We start from the raw sequence: 16,525 nt of genomic DNA on the forward strand, positions 1-16,525 counted from the left end.
GCCGGCATGCGGGCGCAAGCCGCTTGTCGAAGCTCTCAAGCGTCGAGGATCGGCGCGAACCCGCCGAGGATCATCCGCTTGCCGTCGAAGGGCATGGTGTCGCCCAGTTCCTTCATGCGCGGATCGCTCATCATCTTCTGCACGGCGGCATCCCGCACCTCCTTGGACGGGTATTCGATCCAGCTAAAGACGACGATCTCGTCTTCCGTCGCTTTCACCGCGCCGCGGAAGTCGGTGACCTTGCCGTCCGGCACGTCATCGCCCCAGCACTCGACCACCCGCGTGGCGCCGAACTCGCGGAACAGCGGGGCGGCCTTCGCCGCCAGTTTCAGATAGCTCTCCTTGTTCGCCGCCGGCACCGCGACGACGAACCCATCGACATAACCCATCGCAACCATTTCCGTTCTCCCGATCCTTGGTGAGTTGAGGGACAGCACAGTCCAAAGTCCGTGTGCCTATGTCTGTTCCAGCGCCGCCGGATCCATCCAGAACAGCTCGAAGACATGACCGTCCGGATCCTCGCAGCTCCGGCCATACATGAAGCCGTAATCCTGCGCCGGGCCGGGATCCGCCCGGCCGCCGGCGGCGACCCCGGCCGCCACCAGCGCATCGACCTCGTCGCGGCTGCCGAGGGACAGGGCGAACAGGCCCTGCACCTGAGTGCGGGCGTCGATGATCTGCTTGTCGATGAAGTCCGAGAAGCGCGCATGCGTCAGCAGCATCACCACGACACTGTCCGAATGGACCATCGCCGCCGCCCGGTCGTCGGAGAACCGCATGTCCTGCGTTGCGCCCAGCGCCTCCTGGAAGCGGATGGCAGCCGCAAGGTCCGTCACCGGCAGGTTGAGAAACATCATTTTCGACACGCGACTCTCCCTTTTCGCATCTGGCCCGTCCGCTCTGCCCGGTCTTTCCTGCGAAAAACCGCCCTGTGAAAAACAGCAGGCAGGCCAGCGGTCGGCCTTGACAAAAAGGTTGATATCAACATAATTCGATCATGTCAAACCGCCTTCCCTTCGAAACGACCATCGAGGTCCGCGACACCTGCCTGTGCCTGCATGCGCAGCGGGCGGCGCGGGCGCTTGCGCGCCGCTTCGACGAAGCGCTGAAGCCCTTCGGCCTCACCAACGGACAGTTCTCGCTGCTGATGTCGCTGAACCGGCCGGACCCGCCGCCGCTTGGCCCGGTCGCGGCTCTGCTCGCCATGGACCGTACGACGCTGACGGCGGCGCTCAAGCCGCTGGAGCGCAACGGCCTGGTTGCCTCCCGTCCCGACCCGAAGGACCGGCGCAGCCGCCTGCTGATCCTCACCGACAAGGGCCACGAGACCCTGATCGCCGCGGTGCCGGTCTGGCGTTCGGTCCATGCGGAGATCGACGCGGCGCTGCCCGGCGGCGGACCCGATCAGGCCCGCGCCCTGCTGGGCGTTCTGGGACACATCAGATAGCGGGAGACAGGCGGACGGCCGTCAGTTGCGGTCCTCGGGCAGCACCGGCAGCGGCATCACGGCGATGCCCTCCTCCAGCAACTCGCCGATGTCCTCGCGCGAGGCGGCGCCATAGATGCCGCGCGCTTCCGCCTCGCCATAATGGATCTTGCGCGCTTCTTCCGGAAACGCCGCACCGACATTCTCCGCATTGGCGGTAAGTTCCGCCCGCAAGGCCCGCAGCTTTTCCACCAGCGCCGCCTGTTCCGGCCCGCGCGGCGCAGCGATCGCCGGCACCGGCGCCGGCGCTGACGCCGCCTCCGCCGCCTCGGGGCCGGCCGCTTGCCGCGCGGAGGCCGCCATCGTCTCGGCCCGCGCCTCCTTGCGGCGCGCGGTCGAGACCGCCGGCGCCATCAAGGCCTTGTCGACCTCGCTGCCGCCGCAGAACGGGCAGGACAGCAGCCCGTCCGCCTTTTGGCGATCGAAATCCTCAAGTCCGCGGAACCAGCCCTCGAAGGCATGGCCGGCCTTGCAGGAGAGCGCGTAACGGATCACTCGACCGCCTCCGCTTCGCGCAGTCCGGCAAGCGAGAACTTGCGCTGGTTGGCGATGGCGGGGATCCGCCGGCGCGCCTCGTCGGCTTTCTCCAGGTCGAGCACGGCCAGCGCATAGCCCGGCGCGTCGCCGTCGACTTCGGCGATCACCTCGCCCCAGGGCGCGACGATCAGGCTATGGCCATAGGTCTCGCGCCCGTCCTCGTGGCGGCCGCCTTGCGCGGCGGAGACGACGAAGGCGCCGTTCTCGATCGCCCGCGCCCGCTGCAGCACGTGCCAATGCGCCTCGCCGGTCTGCCGGGTGAACGCCGCCGGGCCGGTCAGCACCCGCGCCCCCGCCCCCGCCTGGGCACGAAACAGCGCCGGGAAGCGGATGTCGTAGCAGATGCCGAGGCCGATCAGCGTACCGGCGGCCGGCGCCACGACCGCCTCCTCCCCCGGCTGATAGGTCGCCGATTCGCGCCAGCTCTCGCCATTCGGCAGATCGACGTCGAACATGTGGATCTTGTCGTAGCGGGCAAGCGGCACCCCGTCGGTGCCGAACAGGAAGCCGCGATTGGCGGCCCTGTCCGCGCCGGTGCGGATCGCCAGCGAGCCGATATGCAGCACGATCTGCAGTTCGGCGGCTATCGCCGCGAAGACCGCCACCGAAGGATCTTCCCTCTCGGCCCGGATCTTGACGAACAGATCCTCCCGGCTGCGCTCCAGCAGGTTGGTCATTTCCGGCGTCTGGATATAGGTCGCGCCCGCCGCCGCCGCCTGGCGGATCAGCGTCGACGCCGCGTCGATATTGGCCGCGACATCCCGCCCGCTGCGCATCTGGATGACGGCCGCGACGAGTGTTCCGCTCTTTGCCTTGCCCATGACGTCCGCCCCGTTTCCGTTCTCTGCCGCGATCCGGCTCAGGCCGCGGCCAGCAGCGCGTCGAGCCGGCCGGCCCGCTCCAGCGCCATCAGGTCGTCGCAGCCGCCCACATGGGTCTCGCCGATGAAGATCTGCGGAAATGTCGTCCCGCCGCGCCCGGTGCTGGCCCGCTGGATCATCTCCTTGCGCAGCTCCGGGCTGTAGGTGGCATCATATTCGCGGAACGCCACCTGCTTCTTCTGCAGGAGCTGCTTGGCCATCGCGCAATAGCCGCACATCTGCCGCGTATAGATCTCCACTGTCATGATTTCCGTCCTGCCGTTCCCATGTCGCGCGCCGGCCTCCCCACATGCGAAGCCGGCATCCTTTCTGCATATATTGACCATTGCCCGCTCGCCGCAAGACGTCAACGCGCGTCACCACCCCAACCTCGGCCTCAGCCGAGCGGCGCGTCGGCGCCGGCATGGGCGAACACCAGCACATCGACCGCCGTCGCCCCCTCGCGCAGCAGCGCCCGGGTTGCCGCGCCGACCGTCGCGCCGGTCGTGTAGACATCGTCGACCAGCACCACCCGCCGCCCGGAGATCGCCATCAGCCCCTGCGGCGTCACCGCGAAGGCGCCGCTGACATTGCGCGCCCGCGCCGCCGCATCCAGCCCGACCTGCTGCCGGGTGCGCTTGCGCCGGACCAGCGCCTGCGGCAGCACCTCGATCCCTCCGGCACGGCCGATCTCGCGGGCCAGCAGGCCGGCCTGGTTGTAGCGCCGGCTCCACATCCGCAGCCGGTGCAGCGGCACCGGCACCAGCAGCGGCGGCCAGGCCTCGCCGGCGCGCGGCGCCAGCAATTCGCTTCCCGTGCGCGCCATCCAGCGCCCCATCGCGCCGGCACTCGACGGCCGGTCGTGATATTTCAGCCGCGCCACCAGCACCCGCGCCGGCCCCTCATAGGCCGCCACCGCCCGCAGCCGCTCGAAGGCCGGCGGCCGGGCGATCGCCTGCGGCGACAACGCGCCCGGTCCAAGGTCATAGGCAAAGGGCAGGCCGAGGCGCTCGCACCAGGGCGGGGCGAGAAACGGCATGCGGCTCCAGCAGGACGGGCACAGCGTCTGCTCCACCCCGACAATCGCGTCGCAGGCAAGGCAGGTCGGCGGCAGCAGCAGGTCGAGCAGCCGCCGCCCGGCCGCCGCCAGCACCGGCATCGCCGCGCCGATCCCGCCGCGCCGCGCCGCCGCGTCACCGCCCGCCAGCGTGTTCGCCAGCGTGTTCGCCAGCGTGTCCGCGACTGTGTCCGCGACTGTGTCCGCGATTGTGTCCGCCATCCCGTCCCCCGGAGGATCGCTGGAAGATGCCGTGAAAGCCCCGGGCAGTGAACAGCTACGGCGTGAAAAATGCAATCGAGACGCGAACCCGCGCGCCGCCCTTGATCCCGCCCCCCTGCCGGCGCTACCTGTGGCGCGCGCCGTCATCGGGACGGCCGGCAAGGGCGGAAGTGGACAAGCCATGGCGGAGAGCGAGCGACCTGAGATCTTCGACCGGCGCCTGCTCGCCTTGCGCCGCGCCCGCGCGCTCGCCCGCCTTGCGACCTCCTCGGGCGATGCCGACTTCCTGCTTGCCCATGCCGCCACCGACCTCGGCGAACGGCTCGCCGCGGTCAGCCGCGACTTTCCGCTCGCCCTCGATCTCGGCGGCCATCGCGGCCATGTCTCGACGGCCCTTGCCGCCTCCGGCCGGGTCGGGACGGTGCTGCGCGCCGACCTGCTGGTCGAGGACCGCGCGGTGCCCGGCGCCGCGCTCGTCGCCGACGACGCCGTCCCGCCCTTTGCCGATGCCTCGCTCGATCTCGTCGCCTCGGCCCTGTCGCTGCATCTCGTCAACGACCTGCCCGGCGCCTTGATCCAGATCCGCCGGGCGCTGCGCCCGGACGGCCTGTTCCTCGCCAACCTGCTCGGCGGCGACACGCTGTTCGAGCTGAAGGACGCCTTCCTGCTGGCGGAGCTGGAGACCCTGGGCGGCGCGACCCCGCGCGTTGCACCCTTTGCCGACACCCGCGCGCTCGGCGCCCTGCTGCAGCGCGCCGGCTTCGCCCTGCCGGTCGCCGATGTCGACCGCCTGACCGTGCGCTATGGCGACATGTTCGCCCTGATGCGCGATCTCAGGGCGATGGGCGCGGCCAATATGCTGACCGACCGCAGCCGCAAACCGCTGCCGCGCGCGACCCTCGTACGGGCGGCGCAGATCTATGGCGAACGCCACGCCGATCCGGACGGGCGGATCCGTGCCACGTTCGATCTCGTGTCGCTGTCGGGATGGGCGCCGCATGAAAGCCAGCAGAAGCCGCTGAAGCCGGGATCGGCGAAGGCGAGCCTTGCCGACGCACTCTCGGCAATCGAATCGGAGCGTGGGGGCAAGGGCCCCCGTTCGGACTAGGCTCAGGACCTTAGGTCAGATATTGGCGAGCGCGGAGGCGACCACGGCGAACACGTTGTCGCCGAGCACGCCCTGGATGCTCATCAGGGCGCCGATAATGGCAAAGGACACCAGGCCGACGATCAGCCCGTATTCGATGGCGGTCGCGCCCGCCTCGTCGCGGCGCAGGGTGCCGGCCAGATCGACGACCTGATCGCCGCGCTCGCGCAACTTGTCGATTCGTGCCTGCATCTGCCGCGTCCCGTGCTTCCTGCCTCTCCGGTGGCGGCTGCGGATCCTCCGCTTGTCAGGACAGATCGATCAGATGCGGAATCAGGGGCTCGTCCGCCGGCGGCATCGGATAGTCCCGAAGCCGCACCGCCCTCACCCACTTGATCGCCTGACCTTCCCGGCCCGCCACCGTGCCCGACCACCGTCGGCATACGAAAAGTGGCATGAGCAGGTGAAATTCCTCATAAGCGTGGCTGGCGAATGTGAGCGGTGCGAGGCACTCTTTCTTAACCGTGATGCCGAGTTCCTCGGCCAGTTCCCGGATCAAAGCCTCCTCCGGGCGCTCCCCCGGCTCGACCTTGCCGCCGGGAAATTCCCAAAGCCCGGCCATCGCCTTGCCCTCGGGTCGCTGAGCGATCAGCACCCGGTTGTCGGCATCGAGCAGCGCGCAGGCCGCGACGATCAGAAGTTTCATCCGCTTCCCCGTTCCGTTTCGGGACGCTGCCGCAAGACTTTGCTCACCATGCGGGGAGCTTCCCCGGCAGCCGGTAGTGATAGCCGTAGCCCTGGCGAAAGCCGAGCCGCCGGTACAGCGCCCGCGCCGGCGCGTTTTCCGCCGTCACCTGCAGCCAGGCCAGCCGGCAACCGCGCGCCTGCGCCTCGGCGAGGCAGCGGCGAACCAGGCGGGCGCCGAGCCCCCGCCCGCGGACATCGGGCCGCACCGCCAGATCGTAGATGCCGAGCAGCCCGCGATCGACCACGGCCACCACGACCCCGCTCGCGGCTCCCGCATCGTCCTCGGCCCGGAAGGCCAGCCGCTCCACCGCGACCCGGCCAAGGGCCTCGGCGAGCCGCTGCAGGGCGACGCTTGCCACCGTCTCCGGCCGCGTGCCGCCCACCGCCGCGAACCCGGCCATGAAGGCGGCGAGATCGACCGCGCGGATGTCGTCGGGGCCGCCGGCTCCAGCTTCCGCCCCGTCCACCTCCCGCAGCCACACATCGGTGTCGCCGCTGCGGGGCCAGCCCTCGCTGTCGGCGATCGCCGCCAGCTCCGGTGGCGTCAGGGGCGTATGGCGCAGGTGAAAGGGAACCCCGTTGCGGGCAAAGACCGCCCGCATCTCGGCCAGCCGCCGGCCGGCGCTGCCCCCGTCGCGCGGATCCATCACGTTGAGCGAGTTCACCCGACGCGCCGGATTGCCGGGCGACAGCCGCGCCACCCAGGCCCCGTCAACGACGCTGCGCTCGCTCGGGAAGCTGTTGAGATTGGCTTCCTCGATGGCCTTCAGCGTCGCAAGGTCGAGGACAGGCGCGCGGTCCGCCATGCGGGCACCCGGCTCAGGACCGGTAGTCGCCGTTGATCGCGACATATTCCTTGGTGAGGTCGCAGGTCCACACCGTCGCCGTCCCCTCGCCGAGGCCGAGATCGACGCGGATCGCGATCTCCTCCTCGCGCATGGCGGCGGAGGCCGCCTCTTCCGAGTAGCCGGGATCGCGCTCGCCATCGACGGCGACGCGCACGTCGCCGAACCAGATCGCCAGCCGGTCGCGGTCGGCCGGCTCGCCGGCCTTGCCCACCGCCATGACGATACGGCCCCAGTTGGCGTCCTCGCCGGCGATCGCGGTCTTCACCAGCGGCGAATTGGCGATGGAAAAGCCGATGCGCTTGGCCGAGGCGTCGCTCTCCGCGCCCGTCACGGTGACGGCGACGAACTTGCGCGCGCCCTCGCCGTCCTTGACGATCAGGTGCGCCAGCTCGCGCATCAGCTCGCCGAGCGCCTGGCGGAAGCCGGCAAGCCGGGGATCGTCCGCCCGCTCGACCCGCGCGCCGCCGGCCTTGGCCGTGGCGAACAGCAGCACGGTGTCGGAGGTCGAGGTGTCGCCGTCGATGGTGATGGCGTTGAAGGTTCCCTCGACCGCTTCAGACAGCAGTTCCTGCAGCACGGGCGCGGCGATCGGCGCATCGGTGAACAGGAAGGAGAGCATCGTCGCCATGTCCGGCGCGATCATGCCGGCACCCTTGGCGATGCCGTTGAGCGTCACGCTCTGGCCGCCGAGGTCGATGCTGCGCGAGACCGCCTTGGGGAACGTGTCCGTCGTCATGATAGCGCGCGCCGCGCCCTGCCAGTCGCCGGCCTCGGCCTCGCCGACCAGGGTGCCGACGACGCCGGCGAACTTCTCCGCCGGCAGCGGCTCGCCGATCACGCCGGTGGAGGCGAGAAACACCTCGCCCATGGCGCAGCCGGCCGCTTCCGCCACATAGCGCGCCGAAAGCTCGGTCGCCTCGCGGCCCTTGCGGCCGGTGAAGGCATTGGCATTGCCGGAATTGACCAAAAGCGCCCGGGCGCGGCCGCCCGCGAGATTGTCGCGGCACCAGTCGACCGCCGCCGACGGGCAGCGCGACTTGGTGAACACGCCGGCGACGTCCGCGCCCTCGTCGAGCAGCACCATCAGGACGTCGGTGCGGCCCTTGTACTTGATCCCGGCCTGGGCGGTGGCGAAGCGCACGCCGGCGACGGCGGGCAGCGCCGGATAGGATTTCGGGGCGAGCGGCGAGACGGCCGTGGACATCGGACACTCCCTTGAAAAGCGGGGGGAAGAGACTGCCGCGAGCCTTGCCCCATCGCTCCCGCTCGCGCAAGCCCTATCCTGCCGAGGGCCTGCGGACCGGATGCAGGAAGGCGGAAAAGCGGCGGTGCAGGAAGGGGATGAGACCCCAGACCATGATCACGACCATGATCGGCGCGAGAACCAGCGTCTGCTGCCAGAACATCCAGCCGCGGGTCAGCGGCGCGACCAGATAAAGCAGCGCCGTCACCAGCGGATAGACGCCGGCAAAGACCAGCAGAGCGAAGCGCGGACGCGACAGGACACGCGGGGCGGCAGGGGGCGCCGGACGGGCGGCCGCATCCGCCTGCATGTCGGAAGGGCCGGAGACGGGAACATCCGGGGACGGGGCGGAGGCAGGCTGTGCGGACATCGGGAGATCTCCTGGTGAGCAGGCCGAAGGCAATGGCTCGGCTGGAAGGATCCTGGTGACGGCGCCCAGGCAGCGTCAGGGCAGCGTCAGGGCGGCGTCAGGGCGGCGTCAGGGCGGCGGAGCGGCTTGAAGAAATTCTGGCGCCTCAACAAACGAAACGGGCCGTTTCGTTTCGCATTATCTAAACGGGCCGTTTCGTTTAGTCAAGCCCTGTGCTAAGGCTGAATGCAACGACAGAGCCGCCCACAATCCGCGCAGGAAGGTGGCCGAACGGCGGGAAACTTGAGGAAACGCGATGCGGAACGGCAACATCACGGACCATGAGGCGAAGGATGTCGTCGGCGCTGGGGTCGATGAGGCTTTGCCCGCTGCCAGACCCTCGACGGGCGCGCGGCGCAATCCGGCAAGCGCCGATGCGATCCGCCAGGCGGCCGCCGACATTCTCGCGGAGGACGGCTATGCGCGCTTTTCCATCGAGGCGGTGGCCCGCCGCGCCAGGGCCGGCAAGCCGACGATCTATCGCTGGTGGCCGAGCAAGGCGGCCCTGCTGCTCGACGTCTATCACCGCCAGAAGCAGGGCGTCGTCAACCCGGACACCGGCGATCTGGTGGAAGACCTGACGGCGTTTCTCGACTCGCTGTTCCGCCACTGGCGCGACACACCGACCGGTCCGGTGTTCCGCTCGGTCATCGCCGAGGCGCAGAGCGAGGACAGCGCGGCTGAAGCTCTCCGCTCCTATATGGAGGGGCGCTTTTCCCATTCCGCAAAGATGATCGAGCGCGCCCGCGAGCGCGGCGAGGTCGCCGCCCATGTCGACCCGCGCCTTGCCATCGAGCTGGTGGTCGGGTTCGCCTACATTCGGCTGCTGACCGGCCGGCTGGACATGGAAACGGCCGCCGTGAGGGCGGCCGTCTGCCTGTTCGTGGATGGCTGGCGCGCCGCACCGGCCGCGCGCCCCTGAAGCGGCGATCCGCTTACTGCGCCTTGGGAGCCTCGCCGCCCTCGGCCGGGGCTGGCGCGGCCATCACCTCGATGCTGGTCTTCGACTTCAGGTCCTCCAGCACCTCCGTATAGCGCGCGCGCAGAAGCTGCTGGCGCAGCCGCTCGCGCACCTCGGAGAGCTCCGGCGCCGGCTGCTTGCGGGCGTCCTCGACCTTGATCACGTGCCAGCCGAACTGCGATTCCACCGGCTCCTTGGAATAGGCGCCGACCTCCAGCGCGAAGGCCGCGTCCTCGAAGTCCTTGACCATCCGGCCCCGGGTGAAATAGCCGAGATCGCCGCCATTGGAGCCCATCGGATCGATGGACTTTTCCTTCGCCACGTCCGCGAAATCGGCCCCGCCGTCGAGTTCGGCGATCACCGCCTCGGCCTCTTCCCTGGTCTTCACCAGGATGTGGCGGGCCCGCCGCTCGTCCTCGCCCTGGTAATTGGCGAATTCCTTGTCATAGGCGGCCTGCAGCGCCTCTTCGCTGAGCTTGCCCTCGATCTCGCGGGCGAGATAGGCATTGCGCAGCGCCCGCATGGTCAGGAACTCGACCTGCCGCTTGAAGGCGTCCTCCTCGGCGATGCCGGCCTCGCGCGCCGCATTGGCCAGCACGGTCATGTCGACCACCACGTCGGTCAGGATCTTGCGCCACTGGGTCGGCGGCACCTGGGAGAGCTGATCCGCGAAATCCTGCGAGGCGAAGGCGATGTCCGCCTCGGTCACCTCGGTGTCGCCGACCTTGGCGACCACGTCGCCCGGCTCCTGCGCCGCCGCGCCGGTGGCCGCCAGGCTGCCGGCCAGCAGCGCGGCAAAGGCGGCGCGCCGCGCCGTCGCGGAAAGAATGCGTGTCATGCCCTGTATCCCTGTCGTCTTGTGTTTCGGCGGTCGCGCCTGCCGCGCCCCGCCTGTCGCCGGAGGTCCGCCCCGTCGGCTGACGGTTTGCGCGGCGTTGACAACCTCCGGACCCCCTCTTATCTGTCGAGCGTCCCCCATGGAAGGGCCGGACACTCCCAGTCGAGCATGCGTTCGTCTCGCCCCAATGCGGCGGTTGTGAGGCCCGCGCCTGCCCGTACCGTCAATCCGATCTCCGGGTTGCCGCCAGGACCGAATGTCCGGCGCGACCTGACCAAACGATAAGGACCGCCACATGGTCGGCCTCGGCGCACTCGCCAAGAAGCTCTTCGGTTCCTCGAATGACCGCCTGGTCAAGCAGTTGCGCAACCGTGTCGCGGCCATCAACGCGCTGGAGGACGACCTTAGGGCCCTCAGCGACGACGACCTGCGCGCCCGCACGGAGACGTTCCGCCGCCAGCTCGCCGACGGCGCCAAGCTCGACAGCCTGCTGGAGCCGGCCTTCGCCACGGTGCGCGAGGCGGCCCGCCGGGTTCTCGGCCAGCGCCACTACGACGTCCAGATGATCGGCGGCATGGTGCTCAATGCCGGCCAGATCTCGGAGATGCGCACCGGCGAGGGCAAGACCCTGGTCGCCACCCTGCCGGTCTATCTCAACGCGCTTGCCGGCAAGGGCGTCCATGTCGTCACCGTCAACGACTATCTCGCCCGCCGCGACGCCGAGTGGATGGGCCGCGTCTACCGCTTCCTCGGCCTCTCCGTCGGCGTCATCGTCCACGGGCTGACCGACGAGGAGCGCAAGGCCGCCTACGCCGCCGACGTCACCTACGGCACCAACAACGAGTTCGGCTTCGACTATCTGCGCGACAACATGAAATACGAGCGCGGCTCGATGGTGCAGCGCGGACACAATTTCGCGATCGTCGACGAGGTCGACTCGATCCTGATCGACGAGGCGCGCACGCCGCTGATCATCTCCGGCCCGCTCGAGGACCGCAGCGACTTCTACAACACCGTCGATGCCTTCATCCCGCATATCGCGCCGGAGGACTACGAGCTCGACGAGAAGCAGCGCTCGGCGACCTTCACCGAGGCCGGCAACGAGAAGCTCGAAGGCCTGCTGCGCGAGGCCGGCCTGCTCAAGGGCGACAGCCTCTACGACGTGGAGAACGTCTCCATCGTCCACCACCTGCAGCAGGCGCTGAAGGCGCACAAGCTGTTCCAGCGCGACAAGGACTATATCGTGCGCAACCGCGAGGTCGTCATCATCGACGAGTTCACGGGCCGCATGATGCCGGGCCGCCGCTATTCGGAGGGCCTGCACCAGGCGCTCGAGGCCAAGGAGAAGGTGCAGATCCAGCCGGAGAACCAGACGCTGGCCTCCATCACCTTCCAGAACTACTTCCGCCTCTACAACAAGCTTGCCGGCATGACCGGCACCGCCCAGACCGAGGCCGAGGAATTCGCCAATATCTACGGCCTCGAAGTGGTCGATATCCCGACCAATGTCGCGGTCAAGCGCATCGACGACGACGACGAGGTCTACCGGACCGTCGAGGAGAAATACAACGCGATCATCGAGCTGATCGAGGACTGCCGCAAGCGCGGCCAGCCCGTGCTGGTCGGCACCACCTCGATCGAGAAGTCGGAACTGCTCGCCGCCCGCCTCAAGGCCGCCGGCTACAAGCAGGCCGACGTCTCCTCGCCGGCCGCCTTCGAGCCGCTGTTCGCCGGCAATGGCAACAAGGACCGGATCTTCACCGTCCTCAATGCCCGCTATCACGAGCAGGAAGCCTCGATCATCTCCCAGGCCGGCCTGCCGGCCGCCGTCACCATCGCCACCAACATGGCCGGCCGCGGCACCGACATCCAGCTCGGCGGCAATGCCGAGATGCGCATCGAGCACGAACTCGCCGACATGCCCGCCGGCCCGGAGCGGGAGGCCCGCGAAGCGGCGATCCGCGCCCAGGTCGAGGAGCGCAAGCAGCAGTCGCTCGCCGCCGGCGGCCTCTATGTGATCGGCACCGAGCGCCACGAGAGCCGGCGCATCGACAACCAGTTGCGCGGTCGTTCCGGCCGCCAGGGCGACCCCGGCCATTCCAAGTTCTTCCTGTCGCTGCAGGATGACCTGATGCGCATCTTCGGTTCCGACCGGATGGACGGGATGATGCAGAAGCTCGGCCTCAAGGAAGGCGAGGCGATCGTCCATCCCTGGATCAACCGGGCGCTGGCCAAGGCGCAGCAGAAGGTCGAGGCGCGCAACTTCGACATCCGCAAGAACCTCTTGAAGTTCGACGACGTCATGAACGACCAGCGCAAGGTCGTGTTCGACCAGCGCATCGAGCTGATGGACGGCCAGACGGTGGCCGAGACGGTCACCGACATGCGCCACGACGTGATCGAGGATCTCGTCGCCAAGCATATTCCGGAAAAGGCCTATGCCGAGCAGTGGGACACCGAGGGCCTGCAGACCGAGGTGCGCCGCCTGCTCAATCTCGACCTGCCGGTCGTCGACTGGGCCAAGGAAGAGGGCATCGCCGAGGAAGAGGTGACCGAGCGGCTGAAGAAGGCCGCCGACGAGGCCATGGCCCGCAAGGTCGGCCAGTATTCGCCGGAGATCATGCGCCAGGTCGAGAAGGCGGTGCTGCTGCAGACGCTCGACCACCTGTGGCGCGAGCATCTTGCCAATCTCGACCACCTGCGTTCGGTGATCGGCTTCCGCGGCTATGCCCAGCGCGATCCGCTGCAGGAATACAAGACCGAGGCCTTCACCCTGTTCGAGAGCATGCTGGTCAACCTGCGCCAGGCGACCACCGCCCAGCTCATGCGCGTGGAACTGGTGCAGGAGCAGCCGCCGAGCCTGCCGGGCGACGGCGACCTGCCGCCGATGCATGCCGAGCACCGCGACCCGCTGACCGGCGAGAACGAGTTCGACGAGGCCTATCAGGCCGTCGCCCCCGGCACGGCGCGCGATCCGAAAAACCCCTCGACCTGGGGCAAGGTCGGCCGCAACGAGGCCTGCCCCTGCGGCTCGGGCAAGAAGTACAAGCATTGCCACGGCGCCCTCGCTTGAGAAAATCTCCGCGACGGGCCGGGGTGTGAAGTCAGGAACGGCGGGCGGCCAGCCCGCCGTTTTTCGTGGCGCGGGGCTCGGGCCTGGAGGTGAAGCGTGAAAACCAATCCGAAGCTTGAGGCGATCGAGGACTGGGTGATCCGCGAGGCGCTCGGCCAGCCGGATATCGCCGAGATGTTCTCCGGCTTCTGCGAGCGTCTCGTTGCCGCCGGCATACCGGTGGAGCGCGCCATGCTCTCCTGGGCGACGCTGCATCCGCTGGTCGAGGCGGAATCCGTCCTGTGGCGCTCAGGCCGGGAGGCCGAGCTCGCGCAGTACCGCCATGACGAGGAAGACACCGAAGACTGGTTGAAAAGCCCCATCCGCGCCGTGCTGGAGGCGCGCGAGACGCGCCTGCGCCGCCATCTTTCCGGCGCCAATGCCGCCACCGACGACTTCCCGATCCTGACGACGCTGAAGGCCGACGGCTTCACCGACTATCTCATCCTGTCGACCCCGTTCGAGCTGCCCACCGCGGCGGATTTCGGTCCCTCCGGTATCCTCGTCACCTGGGCGACGCGAGCCGAGGGCGGCTTTTCCGACGACGACATCGAGGGGCTCGACTATCTGCAGATCCGCCTGGCGCTGGCCTGCCGCTCCACCATCCAGTCGCGGATCGCCCGCACCCTGGCCGAGACCTATCTCGGCGCGCGCGCCGGATCGCGGGTGCTCTCCGGCCTGATCCGCCATGGCGACGGCGAGCGGCTCGACGCGGTGATCTTCTATTCCGACCTGCGCGGCTCGACCGCGCTTGCCGACCGTCTCGCCCCCGACGTCTACATGGCCCATCTCAACGCCTATTTCGACGCCACCGCCCGCACGGTGATGGCCCATGGCGGCGAGGTGCTGGACTTCATCGGCGACGCGGTGCTGGCCGTGTTTCCGATCGAGGCGGGCGGCTTCGATGCCGCCGTCAGCCGCGCCCTGCGCGCCGCCGACGCGGTGCTGGTGCAGATCGAACGGGCGCAGGCGGCGACCGAGCATCCGCTTCACTGCGGCATCGCGCTCTCCTCCGGCGACGTGATGTTCGGCAATATCGGCATTCCCGAGCGGCTGACCTTCTCGGTGATCGGCCGCACGGTCAACGCCGCCGCCCGCATCGAGGCGATGACCAAGACGCTCGGCCGCCCGCTTCTCGTCACCGCCGACATCGCCGCCTTCGCCCCGCACGCCTTCACCCCGCTCGGCCGCTTCCAGCTCGCCGGCTTCGGCGAGGAGGTGGAGCTGCACGCCCCCGTGTGAGGCCTGCCCCTCCCCGGACGCGAAAAGGGCGCCGGACCTTGCGGTCGCAGCGCCCCTTGAAAGACCGGCCCGGCAGGCCGGCGTCTTACATCACCGTGACCTGCGCCCCGACCGAGACCCGCTCGTAGAGGTCCTCGACATCCTCGTTGAGCATGCGGATGCAGCCCGACGACACCGCCCGGCCGATCGACCAGTCCTCGTTGGTGCCGTGGATGCGGTATTCGGTCGCCCCGAGATAGAGCGCCCGCGCGCCCATCGGGTTCTTCGGTCCGCCAGGCATGAAGGCCGGCAGGTTGCGGCCGTTCTTGCGCTCGCGGACGATCATTTCCGGCGGCGGCGTCCAGCCCGGCCACTTGGCCTTGCGCGTCACCTTCTCGGTTCCGGCCCAGGAGAAGCCCTCGCGGCCGACGCCGATGCCGTAGCGCACGGCCTTGCCGCCCGGCAGCACGTAATAGAGATAGCGGTCGCGGGTATCGACGATCACCGAGCCCGGCGCCTTGTCGGTGCGGTAGCGCACCTCGGTGCGCCGGTATTTCTCGCGGACGATCTTGCCGGCCGCCTCCGGCGTGATCCGGTAGGTCTGCCAGCTCCGGCTGACCGGATCGTAATACTGCTCCGTCTGCGCCTTGGCAGGCGCACCGCCCGCCAGGCAGAGCGCCAGCACCAGTCCCGCAAAAACCCGCCCAGAAAAGATCCGTCCAGCAAAGAACCGCATGTCGCCTCCACGCCCCGGAGGCCGCGCCGCCCGCCCCTCCGACTGATTCGCAATCGGCAGAAAATCTACACGTCCCTCAGGCGCCGCGCGCGCCCTGTTTGGCGAGCAAGGCAAGGACTTCGGCCCGTTGTGGCAGCGGCGCAACAGCACCGAAGCCGCACACGGCGAGCGCCGCCGCCGCATTGGCGTGACGGGCCGCCGCCAGCCCGTCGCCGGTGGCCAGGAATTCGGCGAGAAACGCCCCGTCGAAGGCATCGCCCGCCCCCGTCGCATCCACCGCCGCCACCTTGTGCGGAGCGATGATCTCCGTCCCTTCCGGCCCGGCATAGAGCACGCCCTTGTCGCCGAGCGTCAGCGCCACCCGCGCGGCGCCCTTCGCCCGGTAGTGGTCGGCGATCTCCTGCGGCGCCTCCAGCCCGGTGAGCTGGCGCGCATCGTCGAGGCCGGGCAGCAGGATGTCGGCCATCGCCGCTGTCGCCTCGACCACCGCGCGGGCCCGCGCCAGCGGCCACAGCGCCAGCCGCAGGTTGGTGTCGTAGGAGATCAGCCCGCCGGCCGCCTTCACGGCCTCGATGGCGGCGAACACCGTGTCGCAGGCGCTCGCCGAGATCGCCTGGCTGATCGCCGAGACATGCAGGATCCTCGCCGTCTTCAGCAGTTCGAGCGGCAGGTCGCCGGGGTGCATCAGGCTCGCCGCCGAGCCGCTCCGGCGATAGGAGAACATGTGGCCCGACGGCCCATGGGTGACGAAATAGATCCCGGTCGGCGCCTGCTCCATCCGCAGAACGCCGGCCGTGTCGACGCCCTCCGCACGCCACAGCCCGTCGAACAGGTCGCCGAACACGTCGCGCCCCGTCGCGCTGACATAGCCGACACGCGCCCCCTGCCTCGCCGCCGCGATCGCCGCGTTCGAGGTGTCGCCGCCGAAGCCTTGCACGTAAGGCCCGCCCGGCGCCGTCTGGTTGAACTCGATCATCGGCTCGCCGAGGCAAAGTAGCTCGCTCACTGGTCCACTCCGGTCAATTCAATCGATTTAAGTCCATGCGACGCGCTCCCCCCGCCTGTCAAGTCCGCGCAAGGCCAAGGCGGACCCGCCTCCCCGGCATCGGCGCCTGCCCCCTCGCATCCCCCCTCGCATCCCCCCTCGCATCCTTAGGCCTT

The 16,525-nt window shown here is 69.2% G+C and carries 19 protein-coding genes; 5 read left to right on the plus strand and 14 right to left on the minus strand.

Annotated features, from left to right (window positions below):
• Nucleotides 1-35: 35 nt before the first annotated feature.
• Both TSB10P1A_RS00275 and TSB10P1A_RS00280 read right to left on the minus strand, forming a co-directional pair.
• Nucleotides 36-389 carry a DUF1428 domain-containing protein gene (locus TSB10P1A_RS00275; protein WP_186385980.1) on the minus strand — a complete coding sequence of 118 codons (354 nt, stop codon included), beginning with the start codon at nt 387-389 and terminating at the stop codon, nt 36-38.
• 66 nt (nt 390-455) lie between these two features.
• A complete protein-coding gene (locus TSB10P1A_RS00280; RefSeq protein ID WP_371515061.1) occupies nt 456-857 on the minus strand; it encodes a VOC family protein in 402 nt (133 codons plus the stop codon).
• 140 nt (nt 858-997) lie between these two features.
• Here TSB10P1A_RS00280 and TSB10P1A_RS00285 point away from each other — a divergent pair, with 140 nt between their 5' ends.
• A complete protein-coding gene (locus TSB10P1A_RS00285) occupies nt 998-1,447 on the plus strand; it encodes a MarR family winged helix-turn-helix transcriptional regulator (RefSeq protein WP_186385903.1) in 450 nt (149 codons plus the stop codon).
• A gap of 21 nt (nt 1,448-1,468) precedes the next feature.
• Here the strand turns inward: TSB10P1A_RS00285 and TSB10P1A_RS00290 are convergent, their stop codons facing one another.
• The 4 genes from TSB10P1A_RS00290 to TSB10P1A_RS00305 form a co-directional block, all read right to left on the minus strand.
• On the minus strand, nt 1,469-1,981 hold the full coding sequence (locus tag TSB10P1A_RS00290; RefSeq protein WP_186385904.1) for a DUF1178 family protein: 513 nt from the start codon (nt 1,979-1,981) through the stop codon (nt 1,469-1,471).
• The gene (locus TSB10P1A_RS00295; RefSeq protein ID WP_186385905.1) at nt 1,978-2,844 is read right to left on the minus strand and encodes a carbon-nitrogen hydrolase family protein; all 867 of its coding nucleotides are present in this window, start codon (nt 2,842-2,844) and stop codon (nt 1,978-1,980) included. The genes TSB10P1A_RS00290 and TSB10P1A_RS00295 overlap by 4 nt, the downstream gene beginning before the upstream one ends.
• 38 nt (nt 2,845-2,882) lie before the next feature.
• Nucleotides 2,883-3,152, minus strand: a complete 270-nt coding sequence (gene grxC, locus TSB10P1A_RS00300) for a glutaredoxin 3 (RefSeq protein ID WP_186385981.1) — start codon at nt 3,150-3,152, stop codon at nt 2,883-2,885.
• Between the two features lie 128 nt (nt 3,153-3,280).
• Nucleotides 3,281-4,162 (minus strand): ComF family protein, encoded by an 882-nt coding sequence (locus TSB10P1A_RS00305; protein WP_244292880.1) that lies wholly within the window; start codon nt 4,160-4,162, stop codon nt 3,281-3,283.
• Between the two features lie 181 nt (nt 4,163-4,343).
• Here TSB10P1A_RS00305 and TSB10P1A_RS00310 point away from each other — a divergent pair, with 181 nt between their 5' ends.
• Entirely contained in the window at nt 4,344-5,270 is a 927-nt protein-coding gene (locus TSB10P1A_RS00310) for a class I SAM-dependent methyltransferase (protein ID WP_186385906.1), read from the plus strand.
• Between the two features lie 15 nt (nt 5,271-5,285).
• Here the strand turns inward: TSB10P1A_RS00310 and TSB10P1A_RS00315 are convergent, their stop codons facing one another.
• The 5 genes from TSB10P1A_RS00315 to TSB10P1A_RS00335 form a co-directional block, all read right to left on the minus strand.
• Nucleotides 5,286-5,501, minus strand: coding sequence for a Flp family type IVb pilin (locus tag TSB10P1A_RS00315; protein ID WP_186385907.1), 216 nt, complete (start codon nt 5,499-5,501; stop codon nt 5,286-5,288).
• A 55-nt stretch (nt 5,502-5,556) separates the two neighbouring features.
• Entirely contained in the window at nt 5,557-5,955 is a 399-nt protein-coding gene (mutT, locus tag TSB10P1A_RS00320; protein ID WP_186385908.1) for an 8-oxo-dGTP diphosphatase MutT, read from the minus strand.
• 43 nt (nt 5,956-5,998) lie between these two features.
• Nucleotides 5,999-6,802, minus strand: a complete 804-nt coding sequence (locus TSB10P1A_RS00325; RefSeq protein ID WP_186385909.1) for an N-acetyltransferase — start codon at nt 6,800-6,802, stop codon at nt 5,999-6,001.
• A gap of 13 nt (nt 6,803-6,815) precedes the next feature.
• On the minus strand, nt 6,816-8,048 hold the full coding sequence (gene argJ / locus TSB10P1A_RS00330; RefSeq protein ID WP_186385910.1) for a bifunctional glutamate N-acetyltransferase/amino-acid acetyltransferase ArgJ: 1,233 nt from the start codon (nt 8,046-8,048) through the stop codon (nt 6,816-6,818).
• Between the two features lie 73 nt (nt 8,049-8,121).
• Nucleotides 8,122-8,457, minus strand: coding sequence for a hypothetical protein (locus TSB10P1A_RS00335; RefSeq protein ID WP_244292882.1), 336 nt, complete (start codon nt 8,455-8,457; stop codon nt 8,122-8,124).
• Nucleotides 8,458-8,752: 295 nt separating this feature from the next.
• On the opposite strand from TSB10P1A_RS00335, the gene TSB10P1A_RS00340 reads away from it, so the two are divergent.
• The gene (locus tag TSB10P1A_RS00340; RefSeq protein ID WP_186385911.1) at nt 8,753-9,418 is read left to right on the plus strand and encodes a TetR/AcrR family transcriptional regulator; all 666 of its coding nucleotides are present in this window, start codon (nt 8,753-8,755) and stop codon (nt 9,416-9,418) included.
• A gap of 13 nt (nt 9,419-9,431) precedes the next feature.
• On the opposite strand, the gene TSB10P1A_RS00345 is transcribed toward TSB10P1A_RS00340, so the two are convergent.
• Nucleotides 9,432-10,295 carry a peptidylprolyl isomerase gene (locus TSB10P1A_RS00345; protein WP_186385912.1) on the minus strand — a complete coding sequence of 288 codons (864 nt, stop codon included), beginning with the start codon at nt 10,293-10,295 and terminating at the stop codon, nt 9,432-9,434.
• A 295-nt stretch (nt 10,296-10,590) separates the two neighbouring features.
• Here TSB10P1A_RS00345 and secA point away from each other — a divergent pair, with 295 nt between their 5' ends.
• Together secA and TSB10P1A_RS00355 are read left to right on the plus strand one after the other, a co-directional pair.
• The gene (gene secA / locus TSB10P1A_RS00350) at nt 10,591-13,368 is read left to right on the plus strand and encodes a preprotein translocase subunit SecA (protein ID WP_186385913.1); all 2,778 of its coding nucleotides are present in this window, start codon (nt 10,591-10,593) and stop codon (nt 13,366-13,368) included.
• 96 nt (nt 13,369-13,464) lie between these two features.
• Entirely contained in the window at nt 13,465-14,649 is a 1,185-nt protein-coding gene (locus TSB10P1A_RS00355) for an adenylate/guanylate cyclase domain-containing protein (RefSeq protein ID WP_208986979.1), read from the plus strand.
• Nucleotides 14,650-14,734: 85 nt separating this feature from the next.
• Here the strand turns inward: TSB10P1A_RS00355 and TSB10P1A_RS00360 are convergent, their stop codons facing one another.
• Both TSB10P1A_RS00360 and TSB10P1A_RS00365 read right to left on the minus strand, forming a co-directional pair.
• Nucleotides 14,735-15,364, minus strand: coding sequence for a L,D-transpeptidase (locus TSB10P1A_RS00360; protein ID WP_186385914.1), 630 nt, complete (start codon nt 15,362-15,364; stop codon nt 14,735-14,737).
• 76 nt (nt 15,365-15,440) lie between these two features.
• Nucleotides 15,441-16,370 carry a sugar kinase gene (locus tag TSB10P1A_RS00365; RefSeq protein WP_186385915.1) on the minus strand — a complete coding sequence of 310 codons (930 nt, stop codon included), beginning with the start codon at nt 16,368-16,370 and terminating at the stop codon, nt 15,441-15,443.
• Nucleotides 16,371-16,525: the final 155 nt, after the last annotated feature.

This window comes from Stappia sp. TSB10P1A, from assembly GCF_900185725.1.
In the GTDB taxonomy this organism is placed as follows: domain Bacteria; phylum Pseudomonadota; class Alphaproteobacteria; order Rhizobiales; family Stappiaceae; genus Stappia.

What these genes read in the sequence shown, in the direction of transcription:
- TSB10P1A_RS00275 (WP_186385980.1), bottom strand. Translation starts at nt 389, where the DNA reads ATGGGTTATGTCGATGGGTTCGTCGTCGCGGTGCCGGCGGCGAACAAG.
- TSB10P1A_RS00280 (WP_371515061.1), bottom strand. Translation starts at nt 857, where the DNA reads ATGATGTTTCTCAACCTGCCGGTGACGGACCTTGCGGCTGCCATCCGC.
- TSB10P1A_RS00285 (WP_186385903.1), top strand. Translation starts at nt 998, where the DNA reads ATGTCAAACCGCCTTCCCTTCGAAACGACCATCGAGGTCCGCGACACC.
- TSB10P1A_RS00295 (WP_186385905.1), bottom strand. Translation starts at nt 2,844, where the DNA reads ATGGGCAAGGCAAAGAGCGGAACACTCGTCGCGGCCGTCATCCAGATG.
- TSB10P1A_RS00305 (WP_244292880.1), bottom strand. Translation starts at nt 4,162, where the DNA reads ATGGCGGACACAATCGCGGACACAGTCGCGGACACAGTCGCGGACACG.
- TSB10P1A_RS00310 (WP_186385906.1), top strand. Translation starts at nt 4,344, where the DNA reads ATGGCGGAGAGCGAGCGACCTGAGATCTTCGACCGGCGCCTGCTCGCC.
- TSB10P1A_RS00315 (WP_186385907.1), bottom strand. Translation starts at nt 5,501, where the DNA reads ATGCAGGCACGAATCGACAAGTTGCGCGAGCGCGGCGATCAGGTCGTC.
- mutT (WP_186385908.1), bottom strand. Translation starts at nt 5,955, where the DNA reads ATGAAACTTCTGATCGTCGCGGCCTGCGCGCTGCTCGATGCCGACAAC.
- TSB10P1A_RS00325 (WP_186385909.1), bottom strand. Translation starts at nt 6,802, where the DNA reads ATGGCGGACCGCGCGCCTGTCCTCGACCTTGCGACGCTGAAGGCCATC.
- argJ (WP_186385910.1), bottom strand. Translation starts at nt 8,048, where the DNA reads ATGTCCACGGCCGTCTCGCCGCTCGCCCCGAAATCCTATCCGGCGCTG.
- TSB10P1A_RS00335 (WP_244292882.1), bottom strand. Translation starts at nt 8,457, where the DNA reads ATGTCCGCACAGCCTGCCTCCGCCCCGTCCCCGGATGTTCCCGTCTCC.
- TSB10P1A_RS00340 (WP_186385911.1), top strand. Translation starts at nt 8,753, where the DNA reads ATGCGGAACGGCAACATCACGGACCATGAGGCGAAGGATGTCGTCGGC.
- TSB10P1A_RS00345 (WP_186385912.1), bottom strand. Translation starts at nt 10,295, where the DNA reads ATGACACGCATTCTTTCCGCGACGGCGCGGCGCGCCGCCTTTGCCGCG.
- secA (WP_186385913.1), top strand. Translation starts at nt 10,591, where the DNA reads ATGGTCGGCCTCGGCGCACTCGCCAAGAAGCTCTTCGGTTCCTCGAAT.
- TSB10P1A_RS00360 (WP_186385914.1), bottom strand. Translation starts at nt 15,364, where the DNA reads ATGCGGTTCTTTGCTGGACGGATCTTTTCTGGGCGGGTTTTTGCGGGA.